Genomic DNA, 20030 nt, shown 5'->3' on the forward strand with positions numbered 1-20030 from the left:
CCTTATCTGTAAAGAAATGAGAAGAGTATCTATAGTAAGAATGAACACATTAAAAGGAGAATTATTTTGAAACAACTAACCTTTAAACAATTTTGGGAATTATCTGAGATCTATACTGCACCATTAAATCTTTTTATTATTTTACTGGGATATGCCATTGCGAAATTCCAATTTAACAGTCTGCCCGGACCGGACCTTTTTCTATTTGTTTTAATCATCGTGATGTTCCATGTCACAGTAAATATTTTTAACCATTATATGGACTATCGAAATGCTTCTGATGAAAATTATAAGCAGCAGACGAATATCATTGGGCGCGATCATTTAGATTTGCACTTTGTAAGGAATTTCTACTTATTTAATTTGGGGATCTCCTTCCTATTAGGATTGCTGTTGGTATGGCGAACGAATTGGGTGATTGGTGTTTTAGGAGTGATCGGCTTTTACATCGGCTTATTTTACTCCTATGGCCGGCGACCGTTGAACAGCCTGCCAATCGCAGAAGCTTTAACAGGTACCGCCAGCGGATTCTTTATTCCGGTTGTAAGCTATTATCTCGCTATCTATCAAACGCATATCATTACCTTAGCTATGATCGGTAAAGTTTTCTTGATCAGCTTGCCGCTAGTATTGATGATGTTCAATAATTTACTGGCGAATAATACGTGTGATTTGGAAGAGGACATCGAAAATCATCGGAAGACACTGGTTTATTATTTAGGCAAGCCCTTAGCGGTCAAGGTCTTATCGAATGTTTATGTTTTCAGCTTTGTCTGGCTATTCGTTCTGGTTATTTCTGGTTTGGCACCTTGGACCGTGCTGTTTTTAATCTTCCTATTTCCTAAAAATTGGCAAAGTCTCAAAAAATATCGTGCGCTTCAAGATAAGAAAACAACTTTCCCAATCGTACTAAAGGCCATGTCTGTAATCATGGTTCTTTATCCCATCCTTTATTTTATCGGAGCATTTTTCGCATAAGAAAAAGCCTGTTTAACTTCCTTTGAGGAAATTAAACAGGCTTTGTTTTATACGATCAAAAAATTGATATTCAACGTATCAAAATCCGTCTGCTGTTCTCTTGTAATATGTGAGTCTGTAATCAAATAATCACATTCATCAGGTTTCGCAAACTGTTTAAAGCTGCGCTGATTGATTTTGTCGGACTCACATAATACGATTTTAATCCGGCTAATGTTGAGTAAACTTTTCTTCATTTCTGCCGTTTCATAATTAGGCGTCGAATATCCGTATTCCTTATCAAAAGAGGTAGTTCCTAAAATGACTTTATCCACGGAAAAACCAACTAACCCAAGCGCAACAGAACTTCCCGACACATATGGATAGCCGTTGCGAATCGCACCGCCAATGACATGCACCTGATAATTCGTCTTTTCGCTCAATAATAAGGCGATTTCCAAGTCATAAGTCAAAATGGTCAAACGCTTCAAAGAACTATTGATCAATTTTTCAGCAAAAGCACGGCAAGAAGTTCCCGTATCAATCGCCAAAATGTCATTTTCTTCAATCAATCGAACCGCTCTATCGGCGATGCGATATTTTTCAGTCGTAAACTCGCGGCTCTTAGGTATTATTTCCACACTGCGCTGAAAATCACGCTTAATAACTCCGCCGTGCGTACGTGTCACCAATCCTTCATTCTCAAGTTCCCGCAGATCATTTCGGATCGTCGAACCGGTTACCTTGAAAATATCCGCAAGTTCTGCAACCTGCATTCGATTTTTTTCATTGACTATATTAACGATTGATTGTTTTCTCTCTTCTGCATACAATTGATCATCCATCTTTTATCACCTTTTTGTGTTTTGTTTCATTATAAAAGAAACTGAAAATGTAAGCAATCAAACTAAAATTATTCGTTAAAAACAATCACATTTTTTAATCCAACAGCATTCTTGGCATTTTCCAAAGCCTCATCGAAGCCATCAATTGAGTAACGTTTAGTAATCAGCTCTTTTAATGGAATTCTACCGCTGGCAACTAGTTGCGCCGATAGTCGATACCCTTTCAGACTAGCACGAGTACAGCCGAAGACCCTTAATTGCTTATAATGAAGGATATTGGTGTTCAATTTAACCTCTTCTTTTTCTTTCGGCAGTCCGCCAAAGAAAAGACAACGGCCATTCATCGCCATATAGTTGAAGCTTGCTTCTTGTGCTTGTGGGGCTGGTGCAGCAATGATGCATAGATCCACACCCTTATTATTTGTTTCAGTAAAAATTTTTTCCTTTAGATCTTTCGAAGTCAATGGAATCAAATCGGGAATCATTTGCTTAGCATCTGCCAAACGAGCTTCTGACAAATCATTCATCATGACTTTGCCAGCACCTCTTGCCCTAGCCAGCATAGCGTGCATGATCCCGATTGGTCCTGAGCCAATTATCAAGACATTATCTCCCGGTTTATTTCCAGCAATTTCTTGACCATTAAACACACAGCTGAAAGGTTCAATCAGTGCCGCTTCTTCATAAGACAATTCATCAGGAATCAAGGATATGTTTCCTTGGCGAACGGCTTTCTCCGGAATTACTAAGTATTCTGCAAAACCACCCGGTAAATTGATACCAAAGGCTTCATAAATTTCACATAAATGTGTGTTTCCACTAACACATTGGTCACAAATTCCGCACCCCATATTCGGAGCGATTGCTACTCGCATTCCTTCTTTATAAAAATCAACCGCCGAGCCTACTTCGACGATGTCGCCAGAGATTTCATGTCCCAATGTTAAAGGCGTTTCTTCACTTGCTGTCGGATAACCATTCTTATACATTCGAACATCTGTCCCGCATATTGAAGCCGCTTTGACTTTGACCAGTACTTCCTTTTCAGTTATTTCAGGTTTTGACACTTCCTTTAATTGAATCTTTTCTTTACCTAATAATTGGATTGCTTTCATTTATCCTTCCACCTCAACAATTCTATTTTCCAGAAGAGAGATCAATCCTGCATTGACTAACCGGACCGACATCAAACCATCATAGCCGGTGCACTGAGGCGGCGTATCATTCAATATACAATCAATAAATGCTTGATCTTCAGCTACATAGGCTTCTCTAAACAAATACATCCAGCTATGCATCGTTGGCTGCGTCAATTGTTGATTGCTAGTAGCCACCACAATATTGTGCTTCCCCTGATCTCCAACTAAAATACTGCCTTTTGTTCCAAGAATCTCCGTACGTGCGTCATACCCGTATTGAACATACTGAGCACCATCGATCAGCCCAAGCTTGCCATCCGTAAATTTCAAATTCATCGCTACCGTATCGTAATATTCAGGAAACTCATCCCTTACTTCAGGCGAACGATAATTACCGCCATTCGCATAGATGCTGCTCACTTCACTACCGGTTAGCCACCGCAAGGTATCTAGATCATGACTATTTACCTCGCCGATCGGCCCATTACTCTTATGAATATCAAACATCCATGGTTTAGGCTCACTTGGACCATGAGTCAATGATTTTACCAGTACGACTTCTCCAATCGCTCCAGAATCCACGACTTTCTTTGCTTCTTGGAAACTGGCATCGAAGCGGCGCATAAAGCCAACCTGCAGCTTTACCTGATTTTCTTCTGCAGCTTTGATCATCTCCAAACATTCTGTTTCATCCATCGCCAACGGTTTTTCACAAAGAATATGCTTTTTAGCAGCGGCGGCGGCCAGCGCGATCTCTTTGTGGTAGGCCGTTGGTGTGACGATTACGACTGCATCGATCTCAGGATTTTGCAAAGCTTCCTGATAATCTTCATAAATGTATTGACAGTCCACTTCCCTTTGAGCCAATTCCAAGCTTTCTTTTGACGGATCACATAAAGCGATCAACTTAGCATTTTCAATTCGGCGGGCGAAATTTTTCCCATGAATCATTCCTGCCCTGCCGGTCCCTATCAAACAAATTCTAATCAATTCTGTCATGCCAATCATTACTCCTTAGCTGCTTGTTTCTTCTGTGAAAATACCTTTACTGCTGTTACTAAAAATCCGCTGACCGCTGTCCCGATCGCTAGCGCTAAAACATATAGCAAGACATTTTCTACTGCTCCTGGGATCAAGAAGACAAAGAAGCCGCCATGAGGAACCGCGATCCCGCACTTGAAGATCATCGATAGCGCTCCAGTAATCGCTGAACCGACCGTGACTGATGCCAACACGCGAAGCGGATCTGCCGCTGCAAAAGGAATCGCTCCTTCAGAAATGAAGGATAGTCCTAAGACCCAAGCAGATTTTCCTGCTTCCCGTTCTTCCTTGCTGTATAAATTTTTCCCCAGTACCGTTGATGACAAAGCCATCGCTAACGGCGGTACCATCCCGGAAACCATTACTGCCGCCATTACCATACTTGTTTCTCCTGCACCTAGGTTGGTCAATGAGGCAACCCCGAAGAAGTATGCCGCTTTCCCTATCGGACCTGCCAAATCAATCGCCATCATTCCGCCTAAAAGCAAACCAAGCAATACAGAGTTCATACCGGATAAACTATTCAGCCAATTTGTGATACCCTCGTTTAATGCCGTGATGGGAATACCCACGATAAATTTCATTACAAGACCAACAAATAAAACCGAAACGACTGGCAGAATCAAAACAGGCAGTAAACCCGAAAAGGCTGACGGTAATTTCAATACTTTTTTCAACCAATGAACGGTATAGCCCGCTAAAAAACCGCCTAGTAAAGCTCCTAAGAATCCTGCATTCATTGATGAAGCAATCATCCCTGCGACCATTCCTGGAACGAGCCCTGGTCTATCTGCAATCGAGAAAGCGACGTAACCGCCTAAGATCGGCCACATCAAGTCCATCGCAATCCCGCCTAGTTCATTGATTGCTGAAGCTAGCTCACCTTTGGCATTAATCCCACCGAACGCAAAAGCTAACGCTATACAAATCCCTCCCGCTACAACAAAAGGAATCATGTAAGAAACGCCGGTCATCAAATGACTATAAATCCCGCTTTTCTCTGCTTTAGCTTCTGACTTAACTTCTGTCGCAGTCGAATATATCGCTGCATTTGGAGCACGATCAAATAAATCATCTGGATGATCGATCGCCTCAGTAACATCCACTTCCAACAAACGTTTTCCATTAAATCGATCCTTATTTACTGAAGTGCTCGCTGCGATAATAACTGCATCCGCCTCGGCGATCTCTTGTTCCGTTAGAACATTTTCCGAACCAATTGATCCCTGTGTTTCTACTTTAATTTCAATATTGCGTTTTTTGGCCGCAATCTCTAAATTCTCAGCTGCCATATAGGTGTGTGCGATCCCAGTTGAACAAGAAGTAATTCCCACAATTTTCATTTTTTTCACCCTTCCCTATTCAAAAATCTGATAGATTTCTTCTACATCAGTGACAGTCATTAACTTTTGACGGACATCCTCATGCATCAATTTACGAGATAATTTGCTAAGAATTCTCAGGTGTTCATCGTTGGATGTTTCTGGTACAGCAATTAGGAACATCAAATGAACAGGCTTGCCATCCATAGAGTCATACTGAATTCCTACATGACTGCGACCAAACGCAAGTGAAGGCTCAGTGACAGCTGCACTTTTCCCATGAGGAATTGCTACACCAAAACCAATCCCGGTTGTGCTTTCTTCCTCCCGCTTCGCCACAGCCTCCAAGTAAACGCTATCATTTGTTACAACACCTTTACGTATAAAGGTGTGGGCAAGTTCACTAATTGCAGCTTGTTTGTCTGTCGCTTTTAAATCAAAATCAATAAATGCTGGCTTCAATACATCACGAATTTCTGTCATTATCCTGCTCCTTGTAATTTTTTATATTCTTCTACAATTTTGATACCTGAACTTGTTCCTAAACGTTCAGCACCTGCTTCAACCATTTTTAATGCTGTAGCCAAATCACGAATACCACCAGCAGCCTTCACTTTTACTTCATCGCCTACGACTTTCTTCATCAATGCTACGTCTTCTACCGTCGCACCGCCTGTGCCAAATCCTGTTGATGTTTTAACAAAATCAGGTTTTACCTCCTTCGCGATTTCACAAACAGCAACTTTTTCTTCATCTGTCAAATAGCAATTTTCTAAAATAACTTTACTAATAATTCCGCCCTCATGAGCTGCATTCACAATTGCTTGCATTTCTTCTCGAATATACTCAATATCTCCTTCTTTCAATTTTCCGATATTGATAACATAGTCGATTTCATCTGCCCCATTTTTAATCGCGTCCTTCACTTCAAATACTTTTGTTTCAATCGTCGTTTGCCCTAACGGAAACCCAATTGCTGCTCCTACATGCACTTCACTGTCTTTCAAGAAATCTCGACACAACGCTACTGGATAAGAATTAATTGCTACCATTTTAAATCCGAAATCATTTGCTTCTTTACATAGCTGTTCAAACCCCGATTTGGTCGCATCAGCCTTCAATAGGGTATGATCGACCATATTCGCCAAATCTTTTAATTTAATCATTCGTTTACTCCTTTTTGTTTTTATTTACACTTTTATATTATCATTTACTTTCGTTTTGTCAATACATAAAAGATAAAAACCAAAAACAAAAGAACTTATCTTGCTTTAGGTCATTACATTACGTAAAAAAACACCAGTTCAGCTAAAACGAACTGGTGTCTCCTTTATTATTTTAAAAGCAAATGAAAATCAACGGGTCAAAGTCCCCGGCCAAGCTGATGTCCCACCTAAAATATTGGTGACTCTATAGCCCTGTCCGCTTAAAAAGGCGCATGCATTTTCAGAACGAGCTCCAGATTGACAAATCAAATAGTACTCTTTGTCAAGTTCAAGCTCATCCGCACTGTCTCCTAGAATGCTTAATGGCACGTTTTTTGCGTCAGGAACATGTCCCATTTGATATTCATAAGCTTCACGAACATCAATAATCGCCAAATCTTCTTGCTTTGTTAAAGGATAAAAATCCTTCATCGCAATCGAACTAGTCATAAATCAAATCCTCCGGTCTCACCGTTTTGTACAAGGCAAATGCGCCATCCAAATTCTTCACCTTCATACCATGTTGTTTTAGCAAACGCTCAGCTACATAGCTGCGTAATCCACTATGGCAGCTGACGATATAATTTTTCGCTGGATCCAGCTCAGATACTCTATCCCGTAATTGATTCAAAGGGATGTTGATGGCATCTGGAAAACGACCATTGGCCAGCTCTTCTGGATTCCGAACATCTAGCAGCTGACTGCCATTTTTCTGTTCCTCCTTCAAATCGTACCATTGGATCGAATCACTGATTCCCTCCGACAGATTGATTGCTGCATAGCCTAGCATATTGACTGGATCTTTTGCAGAACCAAATGGCGGAGCATACGTAAATTCTAACTCAGGCAAATCAAAAATCGTTAATCCACCCTTAATAGCTGTTGCTAAAATATCGATACGTTTATCAATTCCATTAGCTCCGACGCCTTGAGCGCCGTAAATTTTTCCAGTTTTTGGCTCAAACACTAATTTCAAGGTCAGATCACTTGCACCAGGATAGTAGCCAGCGTGGTCTTTTCCAGAAACATGGACCACTTGATAATCTACTCCCAATTGCTTCACTGCTCGTTCGCTCAACCCAGTCGCTGCAGCAGCAAGATCGAACACACGAACGATCGCCGTTCCAATACTTCCGCGATTTGTCCGTTTTAATCCAGCAATGATGTCTGCCACTTGACGTCCTTGACGATTTGCCGGTGAAGCAAGGGAAATCAACGCATCGCTTCCACTGACTTGCTGCTTGACCACGATAGCGTCACCCACTGCAAAAATATCCGCTGCACTTGTTTGGTAGTTCTCATCAACCAAGATACCCCCACCTAAGCCAACTTCTATCCCCGCTTGTTTGGCTAATGTATTTTCTGGTCGAACACCGACAGAAAGAATCGTTAAATCCGAAATCACTTCCTCACCATTAGTCAGCAGGATCTTCTGGCCTCGCTCACTGAAACTTTGAGCAGATTCGCCAGTGATTACGCGAATCCCCTTTTGGATCAACTCATTTTGTACAAAAGCAGCCATTTCTTCATCTAGCGGCGGTAAAACATGCGGGGCTTTTTCAATAACTGTGACCTCTAACCCGCGCGACTTCAGATTTTCTGCCATTTCAAGCCCAATAAAGCCCGCACCGATTACTGTTGCCTTCGCAGGCTGCTTTTCCAGAGCCAGCATGATTTGATCCAAATCAGGGACATTCCGCAAACTATAGACATTGGCTGCCTCAGCTAATCCAGCCATTTCTGGAATCAATGGTTTCGCGCCTGGTGACAAGATCAATTTATCGTAGCCTTCCTCAAAGCTTCCCTGCTCATTCTTAATAGTCACAGTTTTATTCTCTGGCGAAATACTTGTAACCTCATGGAAAGGACGAACATCCAAGTTGAAACGGCCTTTTAGTGATTCCGGTGTTTGAACTAAAAGAGACTCTCGGTCTGCAATTTCCCCAGAAATATAATAAGGCAGGCCGCAATTGGCAAACGAGACAAACGGTCCCTTTTCCAATACCACGATCTCTGCATCTTCCATTAAACGACGTAATCGTGTAGCCGCCGACATCCCACCAGCAACACCGCCAACAATAATAATTTTCATGCTACTTTCCTCCTCTAGTTGGCCCTTGCCAACGATTCATTCCGCCTTGAACATTGGTGGCCTCATAACCCTTTTCCTTTAATATCTTTGCTGCTTGCTTACTGCGCATTCCTGATTGGCAGATCACGTAAACTTCCTTTTCCTTCCCCTGATAACGATTGATTTTATTTAGAGGGTAGTTGACTGCTTTAGCAATATGCCCTCTACGGTATTCTTCGGGGGTTCGAACATCTAATAGTGTGATTGATTGTTCGAGCTTATCAGCCAAATCCTTTGTTGAAATCACTGGGGTCTTTTGAAATAGTTTAAACATTCGATGCACTCCTTATTTCTCTTTATATACCTCATAGGGTATTTTTATCATAAACAATCGAATACTGTCAATCATTCTGTTTACTCAGCAAAATCACCAAAAAACGATCTACTTGACGAACCATACCCTAGATAGGTATATTCTTCTTAAATAATGTAAAAAAGGAAGTTGATCAAAATGGAGATAGAGGAAAAAAAGATTCTCAACCGTTTAAAACGAACTGAGGGACAAATTCGTGGAGTGCAAAAAATGATCGATGATGAGAAGGAATGTATTGATATCATTACACAGCTGAGTGCTGTACGTTCCAGCATTGATCGTGTAATGGGCATGATCGTCGCTGAAAATCTAAAGAATTGCTTTGAACATCCGGATCAAAACCCTGAAGAACAAGCACAAAAGTTAGAGCAAGCAATCAATATGATCATTAAGAAATAAGGTGTAATAATGAAAGTCGTTTTCCATGTTGATGAACTAGAAAAATGGTCGGAAGCAGCCAATAATGTCAAAAACTTATTGAAAGAGCCCCATAAAATAGCTATTATTATTTTAATTAATGGGAAAGCGATCAATGGGTATCTTGCTCCGGAAAACCAAGCATTTATTGCGACTGAAGGGATTTCCTTTCACGCCTGCAACAATGCAATGAGAGCAAACAAGATCGCAGCAGAGCAGCTGCCGGGGAATGTCGTTGTCGTTCCTGCTGGTGTTTTAGATTTGATCAAACTGCAATCTGAAGGTTATGCGTATATCAAACCATGACCTCTAGCTATCTATGATCACGTTAAGCTGCTCAGGGAAGGGAGTATGAGTTTGAACACGATTGAAAATATCAATAAGAAGATGCATGTCACAGGTAGCTTGATTAATTTGAAAACGATCCAAGAAAATTTCGAAAAAATCAATACGAGAGACATTCATTCTGAAGAAGAGAAGCAAGAAATCATGGAGTTTCTAAATGCAATCGAAGCAGAGATCGTTTCTATTGAGGAAAAAATCGGATTTATTCGTCAGATGTGATCGATAAAATGGATTGGTCTATCCTCCCCGCTAATACGCCTTGTGGTTTAAAAAGCACCGTTCTTTACTTATAACTAACAAAAATCCCTCTCCAAATGAAGAGGGATTTCTTTATGCGCTCATTTTTCGATAAACATCAATGATCTCTTTAGCCAAATCAGTAAAAGCGATGGAAGTCATCAGATGATCTTGGCTGTGAACAGTCAGTAAATTCAACTTAAGCTGCTCTCCCTGTGCTTCCTTTGTTAATAGTCCTGTTTGCGAGTGATGCGCTTCAACCAATGATTCTTCCGCCTGCTTGATTTTCTCATCAGCTAGTTCAAAATCGCCGCCTTTGGCCTCTTGAATGGCTTCCATGGCATTGCTTTTAGCATTACCGCCATGAATAATCAATCCCATCACTGCTTCTAAATTTTCTTCCTGCATGTTATACCCATCCTTCATTTTTTCTTACGAATACGTTAGCTAGGGATCATAGCAACTGCTTGCCCAAGCACCTTCTCACCATTCATCATCCCGTAGTCTGTCATATTGATGACATCCACAGGAATTCCCAATGGCGCTAATTTTTCTTCGAACTGTTTTTGCATAAAACGCACCTGTGGTCCTAACAGGACGGTATCGATTTCACGCTCCTGCAGTTTATTTGTCGCATCCGCAGCAGCAATCGCAAAAATATCAACCGCTAATCCTTGATTTTCTGCCGCTTTTTGCATTTTAGTCACTAACATACTGGTGCTCATACCAGCGTTGCAAACTAGCATAATTGTCTTTTTACTCATCATTCCTGCCTCCAATTTCGAGCACTTTTTCATTCATTCAACTTTACGACCAAGTTCTTTGCGACGGTCAAATTAGTCCTTATAATGTTTCTCCGTTACTTGCGATTACCTGTTGGAACCAATGGAACGAATCTTTCTTACTTCGATCCAACGTTCCGGAGCCTTCATTGTCTTTATCGACATAAATGAAGCCGTAACGTTTTTTCATTTCGCCAGTTCCAGCAGAAACCAAATCAATGAATCCCCATGGTGTGTACCCCATCAAATCGATTCCATCATATATGACTGCTTCTTGCATTGCTTCAATATGCTCACGCAAGTAATCAATTCGATACTCATCATGAATCTCGCCATCTTCAGAAATCTCATCAATCGCCCCAAATCCATTCTCTACGATAAATAATGGCAGCTCATAGCGATCATTAAACCAGTTCATCGCATAGCGCAATCCGGTCGGATCGATTTGCCAGCCCCATTCTGAAGCCTTAACATAAGGATTTTCGACCAAATCATTGGCTTCGTCATAATCATAGGCAGGGCCTTTATCATGATCTTTAACTGCAAAAGACATGTAATAGCTAAAGCCGATGTAGTCAACGATTCCTTTCGTTAACTGCACTTCATCTTCATCCGTAATGTCCAACTGAAATGCCTTGCGCTCGAAGTACGCTTTCATATAGCTTGGATAACGTCCCTTGCAATGCACATCGGTAAACCAATAACGACGCTGCATCGCTACTGTCGCAGCCATCATATCAGAAGGACTGCAGGAGTAAGGATAGATCGGAACCATGGCGATCATACAGCCAATTTCAAAATCAGGATTGATCGTATGACCAATCTCGATCGCTTTAGCACTAGCCACCAACTCATAGTGAGCGGCTTGATACATGATTTTTTCCCGATCATCATCAGCTTCGAATTTCAAACCTGAATTGGTAAATGGCGCAAAATCTTCTTTATAGTTGGCCTGATTGTTGATTTCATTAAAGGTCATCCAATATTTTACTTTATCCTTGTAACGAGTGAAGCAGGCTTCAGAAAAACGCGCGAAGAAGTCGATCATTTTACGATTTCGCCAACCGCCATACTCAGTAACTAAATGGTAGGGCATCTCAAAATGTGACAATGTAATGACAGGCTCGATCCCGTATTTTAGACATTCGTCAAAAAGATCATCATAAAATTGCAGCCCCGCTTCATTCGGTTCCGTCTCATCTCCATTAGGAAAAATTCGAGTCCACGCAATTGACGTGCGAAAACATTTTAACCCAAGCTCTGCAAACAGCTTCACATCTTCTTTGTAGCGCCCATAAAAATCGATCGCTTCATGGTTGGGATAATTTTCTCCTTCTAGAACACCGTTAGTGATTCGACGTGGTACGCCATGAGCGCCGACAGTCATTACATCTGCCACACTCACACCCTTCCCGCCATCTTGCCAACCGCCTTCTAGCTGATGGGCGGCAACTGCGCCGCCCCATAAAAAATTCTCTTTAAAAATACTCATGGTCCTACCTCTTCATTTCTTTTTTGATTAAACTGTCGCTTGTCCTTCAGCTTTTTCATTTTTATTTTCTAAGTCTTTTTCGATCTGTTCCATGCTTTCACCTTGCTCTTGCAGGTAGTTCAATGAATCTACCTTGCGGACGAATGGTAAATAGATGAAGAAGCCGATGACTAAAACAACTGCTTGTAAAAGAGCGGTTCTCCAGCCGCCAACTAGAAATCCTGAGATAATCGGCGGTGTTGTCCAAGGTACTTGTACCGCAGTAAATAATGGCACAAGTCCTGTGTATAGTGAGAAGTATGTGATCACTCCTGAAATCATTGGCGTCAAGATAAATGGTAAAGCCATGATCGGATTCATTACAACGGGTGTAGCAAACAAGATCGGTTCGTTGATATTAAAGAATGCCGGCAGCAAGGCCAAGCGCCCTAATTGTTTGAACTGAGCAGAGCGAGCAAACATGACCATGTACATCACGATTCCGATCGTCATACCAGCACCTGTAACAGTCATGAATTGATCTAAAAATTGCTGCGTAACAATATGCCCGCCATTAGCAACAGTTAATTCTTTTCCTGCTTTTAAAATCGCTGTATTTTCCAATGAGTTCGCTGTCAGAATCGGTCCCATGATTCCACCGACTAACGTTGAACCGTGAACACCGAAGAACCATAAGAATGGTACTAGGAAACCAAGCATCATTGCTCCGCCAAAGGTGTCAGTGACTCCTTGCATCGGACTTTGAATAACTTTATAGATGGATTCAACCACAGTCGTATTGAGAAATTTATCAAAGAGTACGTAAACGATTAATGAAACGGTAGTGATTACCGCTGCCGGAATCAAAGCAGTGAATGAGTTCGCCACGTTTGCAGGTACTTGCTCTGGCAATTTGATGCGAATATCGCGTTTCAAGAACCAAGAGTAGGCCCAGCCCACAAATAAACCAACTAAAATGGCACTAATCATCCCTTGACCGCCTGTCCAAGTCTTATCGATGACATTGGTCACGATCGTATTTGTTTCTGCATTGGTTGCACTGGATTTCATCGTTAAAAGGAAAACCACTAAAGCAATCATTCCCGCTGGCAGTCCTTCAAATCCTTCTTCTTTCACATATGAATTAGCGATACCCATTACAGCAAAAATTGACATAATAGCAAATGACGCGCCAAATGCTTCATTAAAATAAACATCCAAGCCACTGCCAGCAACCCATTCAGAAACTGCTGGAATTGGGAAATTCGCTAAAAGCAAGAAAACAGAGCCGACGATCGTAAATGGCATGGTGTACAGCATCCCATTACGTAAAGCAGTAATAGCCTTTGTATTTACAAATTTTAAAATAGGGGGTAATAATTTCTCGTTAATAAAGTTATTCATAAATGATTCTCCTTATTCAATTTAATGTGTTCATTTTTCTTGCTTCTCCTCTTCTACTAATCCTTTATGAAGCAAAAAGTAGAATTGGTATCCAAAAACATGGTGCAGCGATGGCCATTCGCATTTTTTGTATCCGTTTACAGTTTCATCATAATGGATGCTGTCCCCGATTGGAATACTTCCGAAACAGTCAGAAACATGTTCCAATAAAAAAAACAAACTAACTGTTTTTTAGACAGCTAGTTTAGAATAGTTGATAGAATTTTTATGATCACCGAGCTTAATCTGCTAATTATCCCTTCGCATCATTTTCTCTCTGATAAGCCTGGTGCGCTAAAATTTCCAAAAGTGCGATGACCGGGACCTGTGTCGTTAAATTGATAGACTCCTCTGTCGGATCGGGGCCTGCGACCTCTGGCATGTAATAGGAAATATTAAAATCCGCCATTTGTGCGATTGTTGAATGCTGATCGTTGGTGATGCTCAATATCTTTGCCCCGTATCGCTTAAAGGATTCTATCTGCTTAATGATCTCGACTGTTTCACCAGAAACAGACAATGCGATCATCAATGTCGTATCCAAGCCTCTTGTTGGGACGGGAATAAAAGGATCTGTAATAGCGTAAGCATTAAATAGCAAATTAGAAAAATAGCGAGCGCCATAGGTCCCTAATGTACCGCTTGTTCCAATCCCGGAAAAGACAATATGCTTACTGTTCAATATCAGCTCGATCGCCGGATCAATCACCACATGGTAACTTTCATTGTTTACCTTTTTTAAAAAAGCATCAACATGCACATTCGCATCGTAAAAGGCTTCAAAGGATTGTCCCTGTCGTGAAAGGTTCTCTTTTAATGCATATTTAAACTCCGCATAGCCTGAATATCCAAGCTTATTTAAACAGCGCAGGATAGTCGACGTAGACACGTGACAGCTATCTGAAAGATCACGGATCGTCAAACCGCCTATTCGTTCCATATTTTCTACGATAAAGGTATAGACGAGCAACTCCAACTCGTTTAATTCTTTCACCTTTTGCGAATCAAACATCTGCTTTCAACTCCTAATGGTATTCGTACCCTCATTATCCCATAAAAATCAGAAATCACACAGCTTATCGATCATTTTTTGCGTTATTAAATAAAATCACGTAAACTGATTTTAATAACTACAGGGAGGTAGTATCCGATGAAGTACGAATGGCGCAAAGCTGAAAAACACGTTTATCTGCCAAAAAAAATTGACGTCCAAACAATCCCAAATTACAAATTCATTTGCCTTTCAGGAAATGGAAATCCTAACAGCGATTTATTCGCCCAGCAAATCAGTGCACTCTATGCCCTGTCCTATGCGCTTCGAATGAAGCTAAAAAAAGGAGAGCTAGGCGAGCCGTTTGAATACACCGTCTATCCCTTGGAGGGCGTCTGGACCTCTGAAAAAGATCCCGGTGATGGGCCAGTGAACAAAGACGAACTCATCTATCAAATCATGATTCGTCAACCTGATCGCCTCACAAAAGAAGACTTCCTAGCTGTCGTTGAACCGACCTTCCAAAAGAAACAAAATCCGCATATCAAAGAAGCAACCTTCATTGAATACGAAGAAGGTCCCGTAGTGCAAACGATCCATCTTGGGTCATATGATGAGGAACCAGCGACCTTCGCTAAAATCCACGAATTTATGGAGGAAAATAGTCTCACCCATGCGACTACGATGGGAAATTATATTCATCGGGAAATCTATTTATCTGATCCCCGTAAGGTCATTCCGGCGAAGCAAAAAACCCTATTGCGTTATAAACTCAAATAAAAAAAATCCGACACAAATCGGATTTTTTTATTTCTTCTGTTTTCGTTGAATCGCTTTTCGTATACCGATTCGATAGACTTTCGGTATCGCCAAGAAAAAATTCTGCGTGAACTGATATTGCTGATACTTTTCAATGAGAAAGACGATCAACTCCGCATTCCCGTATTTCTTTTGATGAAATATCTCAAAGCTGCGGATCTTCCGCTCCGCTTTATCGGGCTCCTTCAATACGAGTAAAAACGATAATAAATCATCAAAGTAGCGGACTTTTGCTTCTTCATAAGTCTCCCCACCGTGACGTTCTAATTGAATAAAATCAGTCAGCTTACGTCCCCAGAACCTTCGATCCAGATAAATAGAGGTTTGGATATCCTGTTGAAAGTCCCCTAAATAGGCTTCAAAGACTGTTTTATCTGCCAAGAAGTTCTTCTCCTGCCGATCAAAAACTTCTCGATCAACCTGATTGATTTCCGTGACCACGCTCAGATAGTCGCCAATAAACAGCGGCATCTGCGCTTCTCGAAACTGGACGACCCGTTCTGCTAGTTTTTGATTCAAGGGAAGCGGACGGCGGAGAGTGTTGTTTCGATAATAGGCAAAGACGTAACGCTGCCACAGATCTTCAGGAAAAGAAATCTCCTTTTCTGTCAGCCAAAGCAATTCATCCAAGGCCAAATCTACATGCGCAACACCCTTTTTGATTTCCTCTGCCACCTGCTGCGAAATCCCTAAATGATCCTTGAAATGCTGAATTCCTAGACGAATCTCCTGCTGCTTGCTCTTCGATTCAATCACGAACTGATATTTCAGCGGACGACCGCAGGCACATTTCAACTGACTATGGACTCCACGCTCGTATTCGTCATCGATATTCAATGCGACAAATTCCCAGTCCGATGTCTGCAAATACTGCTTCTGTAAAAACAGTGAGCGTACCTCGTATTTTCTCTGCTGATTGATCAGCGCTTGCTGCGCCTCCGTTAATTTTCCAAACAGCAGTTTACGTTCCGCATTCGAATAGGTCACATGACATTCCGTCGGATAATCATTTAACCCGTAGCTTCGCGGATACCAGTGCTCGTAAATCTCTAAATAATTATCCATCGCTTAACTCTTTCACTGCTTATTTCTTTCGATCAATCTTATCTTCAATTTCATGAATGATTTTTTTCGCTTCGTCTTTCAATGAAGTATGAGGTTCTTCCTCTTCCACCGCATTAGAGCCAGAGCGGGCAATCTCCTTTGGTTCGCCAGAATTACTGCCGGCCAGCACTTCCTGCTTATCCTCTGTTTCACTGGAATTTGTTCCAGCTAATGCAACGTCCTCATCTGTCTTAGGTGCCATCGAACCACGTAAACGACGATCTTTTTCGTTGTTATAGTTTGTCATTGTGCTTCATCCTTCCATTTCTTTTTTGTATTTTACCCGATAGTAGAAAAGATTGCCAAAATTAACCTGCATCCATGAAGAACCGATAAGCCCACCAGGATAACACCGCGAACCAGCTCAGCCCACAAAGAGCAAAAATCACTGTTACATAGCCTGGCGGATCATAGCGCAGACGAACAGTATTTCTTCCAATCTTTTGCTTGATTGTAGGTACACCAATAGTAGAAAGTGAAACTGGGGAAACCTCTCGATTCCCTTCCATTATTTTTGTATTTTGATAGACGATCACCGGCAGTTGGACATTCCCAGTTTTTTCCGCTTGCCAAGAAAGCTCCAGCTGATTCTTTTTGACCGTCTTCGTAACGTTTATTTGCGGTGTGAGAATCTGTTTTTCGTAGCTGACGTATTTATTTTTCGTATCTTCACGATAGATCGGTAAATAATCGGGGCTGGATTTTTCAACCAGCTTTAACGCTTTTTGCATGTCCTTATCATAAAAGCTTTGCCTTGCTTCCTTTTCAGAAGCACGGATAAAGGTATGCTTGCTGGTCAAAGTCTGTTGTCCCCATTGATTCAGATCATAAGTTAAAATCCGTAAATTCTGCCCGATACTGATCACACTGAATAAAGCCAAAACGATCGGAAGAAACTTCTTGTTCGCTAACTCACTGCTTAATGAGGCAATGAAGAAAAGAAATAGAACTGTGAATGGTGCAAAAAAACGAAACGGAAATTGGATCAACGATATTAGCGGCACCTCATGGGCAACGAGCCAATCCCACGGAACGACACTCGTTGAAAGTAGCAGGAAGATTCCGCTAAAAATCAAGAGCTGTTTCGTAAAACGCTGCACACTGCGCCAATACACAAGGCAAAGTAGAAAACCGATAATCAGCAATAGTCGTAAGCTCCCCGGATAGTGCAGCCAATAGGCTCCGCCCAAATCGATGGCCTTTTCACTCATTTGCGGATTGGTAAAGGGCATCTTCAAGCGATCCCCTGTGTTGATCAAGAGCAGACTGACCCAGACATTGATTGATAAGCAGCCGTATAAGCCCATCGCTTTTAGTAAATCAAGCAAAGCCTCGCCCCAGCGATTTCTCGCGTAGGAGATAAAAAATGGAAAGTAGATCAAGCCCAGCATCACAGCAGTCAGCATATGCACCTGCGTCATTAGAGCCATACTTGCAGCGATCTTAACGACCGGAAAATGACCATTTTTCAAATCCACCAGCGGGATCAAGCACAGGGGCAGCAGGCTGGTTCCCCAACTAGTAAAGCCCTGATTCAAGATCCAATAATTGATGCTATAGGTTGTCATAAAAATAATTGCCGCAAACAATGCTGGATTTTCTTTAATCTTGCCATAAGTCAGCAGTTTGAATAGCGAACAGCCGGCCACTAAAAGAACGATGAAATTCGACAACACCTGATAACGAAACCAGCTGCCTGCAAGCAAAACCAGTCCGCCCTGCAAATAGGAAAACAACGGTCCATACACTGCGTTGACGATTCGCCCCGACTGCTGAAAGCCGAAGATCGAAATAAAATAGCTGAAATTTCCGGTTTTCATTTGCTCCGCAGTCTCATAAAAGCGATTGTAATGGAATAGGGCATCCGCCCCTAAGATCAGCTTCTGGGTCCAAATTTGCGGAACAACAAAAAGACCAGCGATCACAAGAATAATCAGATAGTAACGATAACGTTTCATAATCGACCTCCTCGTTCATACGAATAAATACATCTCTCTCATCGTATATCAGTCTGTCATGCATAAAACAACTAGACTGACGTCATTATCGATTATTACAAACTTTACTCTATCCTATTTAAAAAAATAAACGAAGTAAAACGCCTATTCCCATTATGGAAATAGACGCTTTCTTAACTTTATTTTTCTACAGACAGCCAAACGATCAGCGTTCCGGCAAGCGAGATCACTGTCCCGATTAAAAGCATTGCCGAGACAGATAAAAAACTCAGCATCTGACCGCCGATAAAGGCGCCAAGAATGCCGCCCATCGTATTAGCAGTCGCCATCAAGGTCTGACCCTTGACTAAATCCTTTTGCGGAATGATCTGATTCGTATAGTAAACAGACGCCATCGTATGCATTGCAAATCCGACCATCTGCAAGCTCTGGGCCACATTGATTAAGAAGATACTGCCTGAAAATAGGATCAGTACCGCTTTGACTGAAAAAAAGAAGGCAGCAAACCGCATGAGCGAGTGAATCTTGAAGCGCCGCAGGACCCAGGTAAAGAAAAACATCGTCGGCAATTCACTAAGAGCTGCAACGGATAAAGAACCACCGGCATTCGCAGCTGTTCCGCCTAATGGCTGCATAATTTGGAACATGTAGCTGTTAATGATTGTATGATAAACAAATAATAATGAGACACCAAATAATAAAAACATAAAGCGTTTATATTTTTTAGTGAAGGCAAGCAGACCGATCGGTTCTTCTAACTGCTTTTCATGATGAGGCTCTGCAATCAAAGAATCGGAGTACTTTCCACCTTGCTTTCGTGTATCGATAAGCAGCGCCATCAAGGCGAAGAATAAAAAAATACCAATCAATAAATACAAAATGATCGTTGGTGAATAGCGCTCGATCAGCATCCCGGTCACAGACGCGGCCGCCGCAAAGGCCAATGAGCCCAGACCACGTGCCACACCAAAATTCAAGCCGTAACCGCGACTGATAAAAAACGTCCCAATAGCGATCGTCAACGGCTGCAAAAGTACGAGACACGCGTAGAGTAACGTATAAATAAATGCAACGATCAAAAATGCTTTCGGCAGTGCCAGCAAAATGCCCGAAAACAAAGTCAATAGGACCGCCATTCCAGCCGCCAGCTGCGACAAGCGAATCCGTATCATCCGATCAGCAAATGACGCCAAAAACGGCTGGACTACTGCGGCAAGTAAATTCGCCAATGACAAGACCATCCCAATCTGACCATTCGTAAAATCGCGAGACAACAAAAATACGGATGTAAAAGTCCCCAATACCGAAAACCCCATCCAGTAAGGAATCTGCATACTGATATATTGCAAATTCAATTTGATATGATTTGTCTCCATAGCCCCTCCTCAAAAAAGCGTTGTTGCCTCATTATACCTGATACCTATTTCAAAATCAGACGATTCTTGAAAAAAAGACCTGCTTTCTCGCTTTTTAGATGCAGGTCTTTTTCCGTTAAAGCAAGCTTTCGACT

23 protein-coding genes are annotated in these 20030 nt (G+C 41.6%); 5 read left to right on the forward strand and 18 right to left on the reverse strand.

The features are described from left to right. Positions 1-66 precede the first annotated feature (66 nt). On the forward strand, positions 67-978 hold the full coding sequence (locus IGI67_RS08795; protein ID WP_429957439.1) for a UbiA family prenyltransferase: 912 nt from the start codon (positions 67-69) through the stop codon (positions 976-978). 47 nt (positions 979-1025) lie between these two features. Here the strand turns inward: IGI67_RS08795 and IGI67_RS08800 are convergent, their stop codons facing one another. The 9 genes from IGI67_RS08800 to IGI67_RS08840 all read right to left on the reverse strand — a co-directional run bounded on the left by IGI67_RS08800 (position 1026) and on the right by IGI67_RS08840 (position 8914). After that, complete coding sequence (locus tag IGI67_RS08800; RefSeq protein ID WP_429957440.1) at positions 1026-1802, reverse strand: DeoR/GlpR family DNA-binding transcription regulator; 777 nt, start codon at positions 1800-1802, stop codon at positions 1026-1028. A gap of 68 nt (positions 1803-1870) precedes the next feature. Continuing rightward, positions 1871-2917: an alcohol dehydrogenase catalytic domain-containing protein gene (locus IGI67_RS08805; protein ID WP_429957441.1), complete on the reverse strand. Its 1047-nt coding sequence runs from the start codon at positions 2915-2917 to the stop codon at positions 1871-1873. Then, positions 2918-3940: a Gfo/Idh/MocA family oxidoreductase gene (locus IGI67_RS08810; RefSeq protein WP_429957442.1), complete on the reverse strand. Its 1023-nt coding sequence runs from the start codon at positions 3938-3940 to the stop codon at positions 2918-2920. It lies immediately after the preceding gene. A gap of 8 nt (positions 3941-3948) precedes the next feature. Next, entirely contained in the window at positions 3949-5325 is a 1377-nt protein-coding gene (locus IGI67_RS08815; protein ID WP_429957443.1) for a PTS fructose transporter subunit IIC, read from the reverse strand. Between the two features lie 15 nt (positions 5326-5340). Continuing rightward, entirely contained in the window at positions 5341-5787 is a 447-nt protein-coding gene (locus IGI67_RS08820; RefSeq protein WP_207107741.1) for a PTS sugar transporter subunit IIA, read from the reverse strand. Then, positions 5787-6470, reverse strand: coding sequence for a deoxyribose-phosphate aldolase (deoC, locus tag IGI67_RS08825; RefSeq protein WP_429957444.1), 684 nt, complete (start codon positions 6468-6470; stop codon positions 5787-5789). Before deoC ends, IGI67_RS08820 begins: the two co-directional genes overlap by 1 nt. A 189-nt stretch (positions 6471-6659) precedes the next feature. After that, positions 6660-6959: a rhodanese-like domain-containing protein gene (locus IGI67_RS08830; protein ID WP_429957445.1), complete on the reverse strand. Its 300-nt coding sequence runs from the start codon at positions 6957-6959 to the stop codon at positions 6660-6662. Next, positions 6952-8601 carry an FAD-dependent oxidoreductase gene (locus IGI67_RS08835; RefSeq protein ID WP_429957446.1) on the reverse strand — a complete coding sequence of 550 codons (1650 nt, stop codon included), beginning with the start codon at positions 8599-8601 and terminating at the stop codon, positions 6952-6954. The genes IGI67_RS08830 and IGI67_RS08835 overlap by 8 nt, the downstream gene beginning before the upstream one ends. A gap of 1 nt (position 8602) precedes the next feature. Beyond that, positions 8603-8914, reverse strand: coding sequence for a rhodanese-like domain-containing protein (locus IGI67_RS08840; protein ID WP_429957447.1), 312 nt, complete (start codon positions 8912-8914; stop codon positions 8603-8605). Positions 8915-9091: 177 nt separating this feature from the next. Between IGI67_RS08840 and IGI67_RS08845 the strand changes: the two genes are divergently transcribed. The 3 genes from IGI67_RS08845 to IGI67_RS08855 are packed head-to-tail and all read left to right on the forward strand — an operon-like array spanning position 9092 to position 9934. Then, complete coding sequence (locus IGI67_RS08845; RefSeq protein WP_207107746.1) at positions 9092-9352, forward strand: metal-sensitive transcriptional regulator; 261 nt, start codon at positions 9092-9094, stop codon at positions 9350-9352. A 9-nt stretch (positions 9353-9361) separates the two neighbouring features. Beyond that, complete coding sequence (locus IGI67_RS08850) at positions 9362-9676, forward strand: DsrE family protein (RefSeq protein ID WP_207107747.1); 315 nt, start codon at positions 9362-9364, stop codon at positions 9674-9676. Between the two features lie 45 nt (positions 9677-9721). Next, positions 9722-9934 carry a hypothetical protein gene (locus IGI67_RS08855; protein WP_429957448.1) on the forward strand — a complete coding sequence of 71 codons (213 nt, stop codon included), beginning with the start codon at positions 9722-9724 and terminating at the stop codon, positions 9932-9934. Between the two features lie 111 nt (positions 9935-10045). Here the strand turns inward: IGI67_RS08855 and IGI67_RS08860 are convergent, their stop codons facing one another. The 5 genes from IGI67_RS08860 to IGI67_RS08880 form a co-directional block, all read right to left on the reverse strand. Beyond that, positions 10046-10360, reverse strand: coding sequence for a PTS lactose/cellobiose transporter subunit IIA (locus IGI67_RS08860; RefSeq protein ID WP_207110121.1), 315 nt, complete (start codon positions 10358-10360; stop codon positions 10046-10048). 35 nt (positions 10361-10395) lie between these two features. After that, complete coding sequence (locus IGI67_RS08865) at positions 10396-10716, reverse strand: PTS sugar transporter subunit IIB (protein WP_207110122.1); 321 nt, start codon at positions 10714-10716, stop codon at positions 10396-10398. Positions 10717-10795: 79 nt separating this feature from the next. Continuing rightward, entirely contained in the window at positions 10796-12226 is a 1431-nt protein-coding gene (locus tag IGI67_RS08870) for a 6-phospho-beta-glucosidase (protein ID WP_429957449.1), read from the reverse strand. A 27-nt stretch (positions 12227-12253) separates the two neighbouring features. Further along, positions 12254-13609 (reverse strand): PTS sugar transporter subunit IIC, encoded by a 1356-nt coding sequence (locus IGI67_RS08875; protein ID WP_207110124.1) that lies wholly within the window; start codon positions 13607-13609, stop codon positions 12254-12256. A 292-nt stretch (positions 13610-13901) separates the two neighbouring features. Then, positions 13902-14660: a MurR/RpiR family transcriptional regulator gene (locus tag IGI67_RS08880; RefSeq protein ID WP_207110125.1), complete on the reverse strand. Its 759-nt coding sequence runs from the start codon at positions 14658-14660 to the stop codon at positions 13902-13904. A gap of 138 nt (positions 14661-14798) precedes the next feature. On the opposite strand from IGI67_RS08880, the gene IGI67_RS08885 reads away from it, so the two are divergent. Further along, positions 14799-15419, forward strand: coding sequence for a GyrI-like domain-containing protein (locus IGI67_RS08885; RefSeq protein WP_429957450.1), 621 nt, complete (start codon positions 14799-14801; stop codon positions 15417-15419). A gap of 27 nt (positions 15420-15446) precedes the next feature. Here IGI67_RS08885 and IGI67_RS08890 read toward each other — a convergent pair whose 3' ends face one another. The 4 genes from IGI67_RS08890 to IGI67_RS08905 form a co-directional block, all read right to left on the reverse strand. Continuing rightward, a complete protein-coding gene (locus IGI67_RS08890; RefSeq protein ID WP_429957451.1) occupies positions 15447-16523 on the reverse strand; it encodes a hypothetical protein in 1077 nt (358 codons plus the stop codon). Positions 16524-16542: 19 nt separating this feature from the next. Continuing rightward, positions 16543-16809 carry an rRNA processing protein gene (locus tag IGI67_RS08895; RefSeq protein ID WP_429957452.1) on the reverse strand — a complete coding sequence of 89 codons (267 nt, stop codon included), beginning with the start codon at positions 16807-16809 and terminating at the stop codon, positions 16543-16545. A gap of 61 nt (positions 16810-16870) precedes the next feature. Then, on the reverse strand, positions 16871-18520 hold the full coding sequence (locus tag IGI67_RS08900; RefSeq protein WP_429957453.1) for a hypothetical protein: 1650 nt from the start codon (positions 18518-18520) through the stop codon (positions 16871-16873). Positions 18521-18699: 179 nt separating this feature from the next. After that, positions 18700-19896 (reverse strand): MFS transporter, encoded by a 1197-nt coding sequence (locus tag IGI67_RS08905; RefSeq protein ID WP_207110130.1) that lies wholly within the window; start codon positions 19894-19896, stop codon positions 18700-18702. Between the last annotated feature and the right edge of the window lie 134 nt (positions 19897-20030).

Origin of the sequence: Enterococcus sp. AZ196, from assembly GCF_050498845.1 — a bacterium.
Taxonomy (GTDB): domain Bacteria; phylum Bacillota; class Bacilli; order Lactobacillales; family Enterococcaceae; genus Enterococcus_A; species Enterococcus_A murrayae.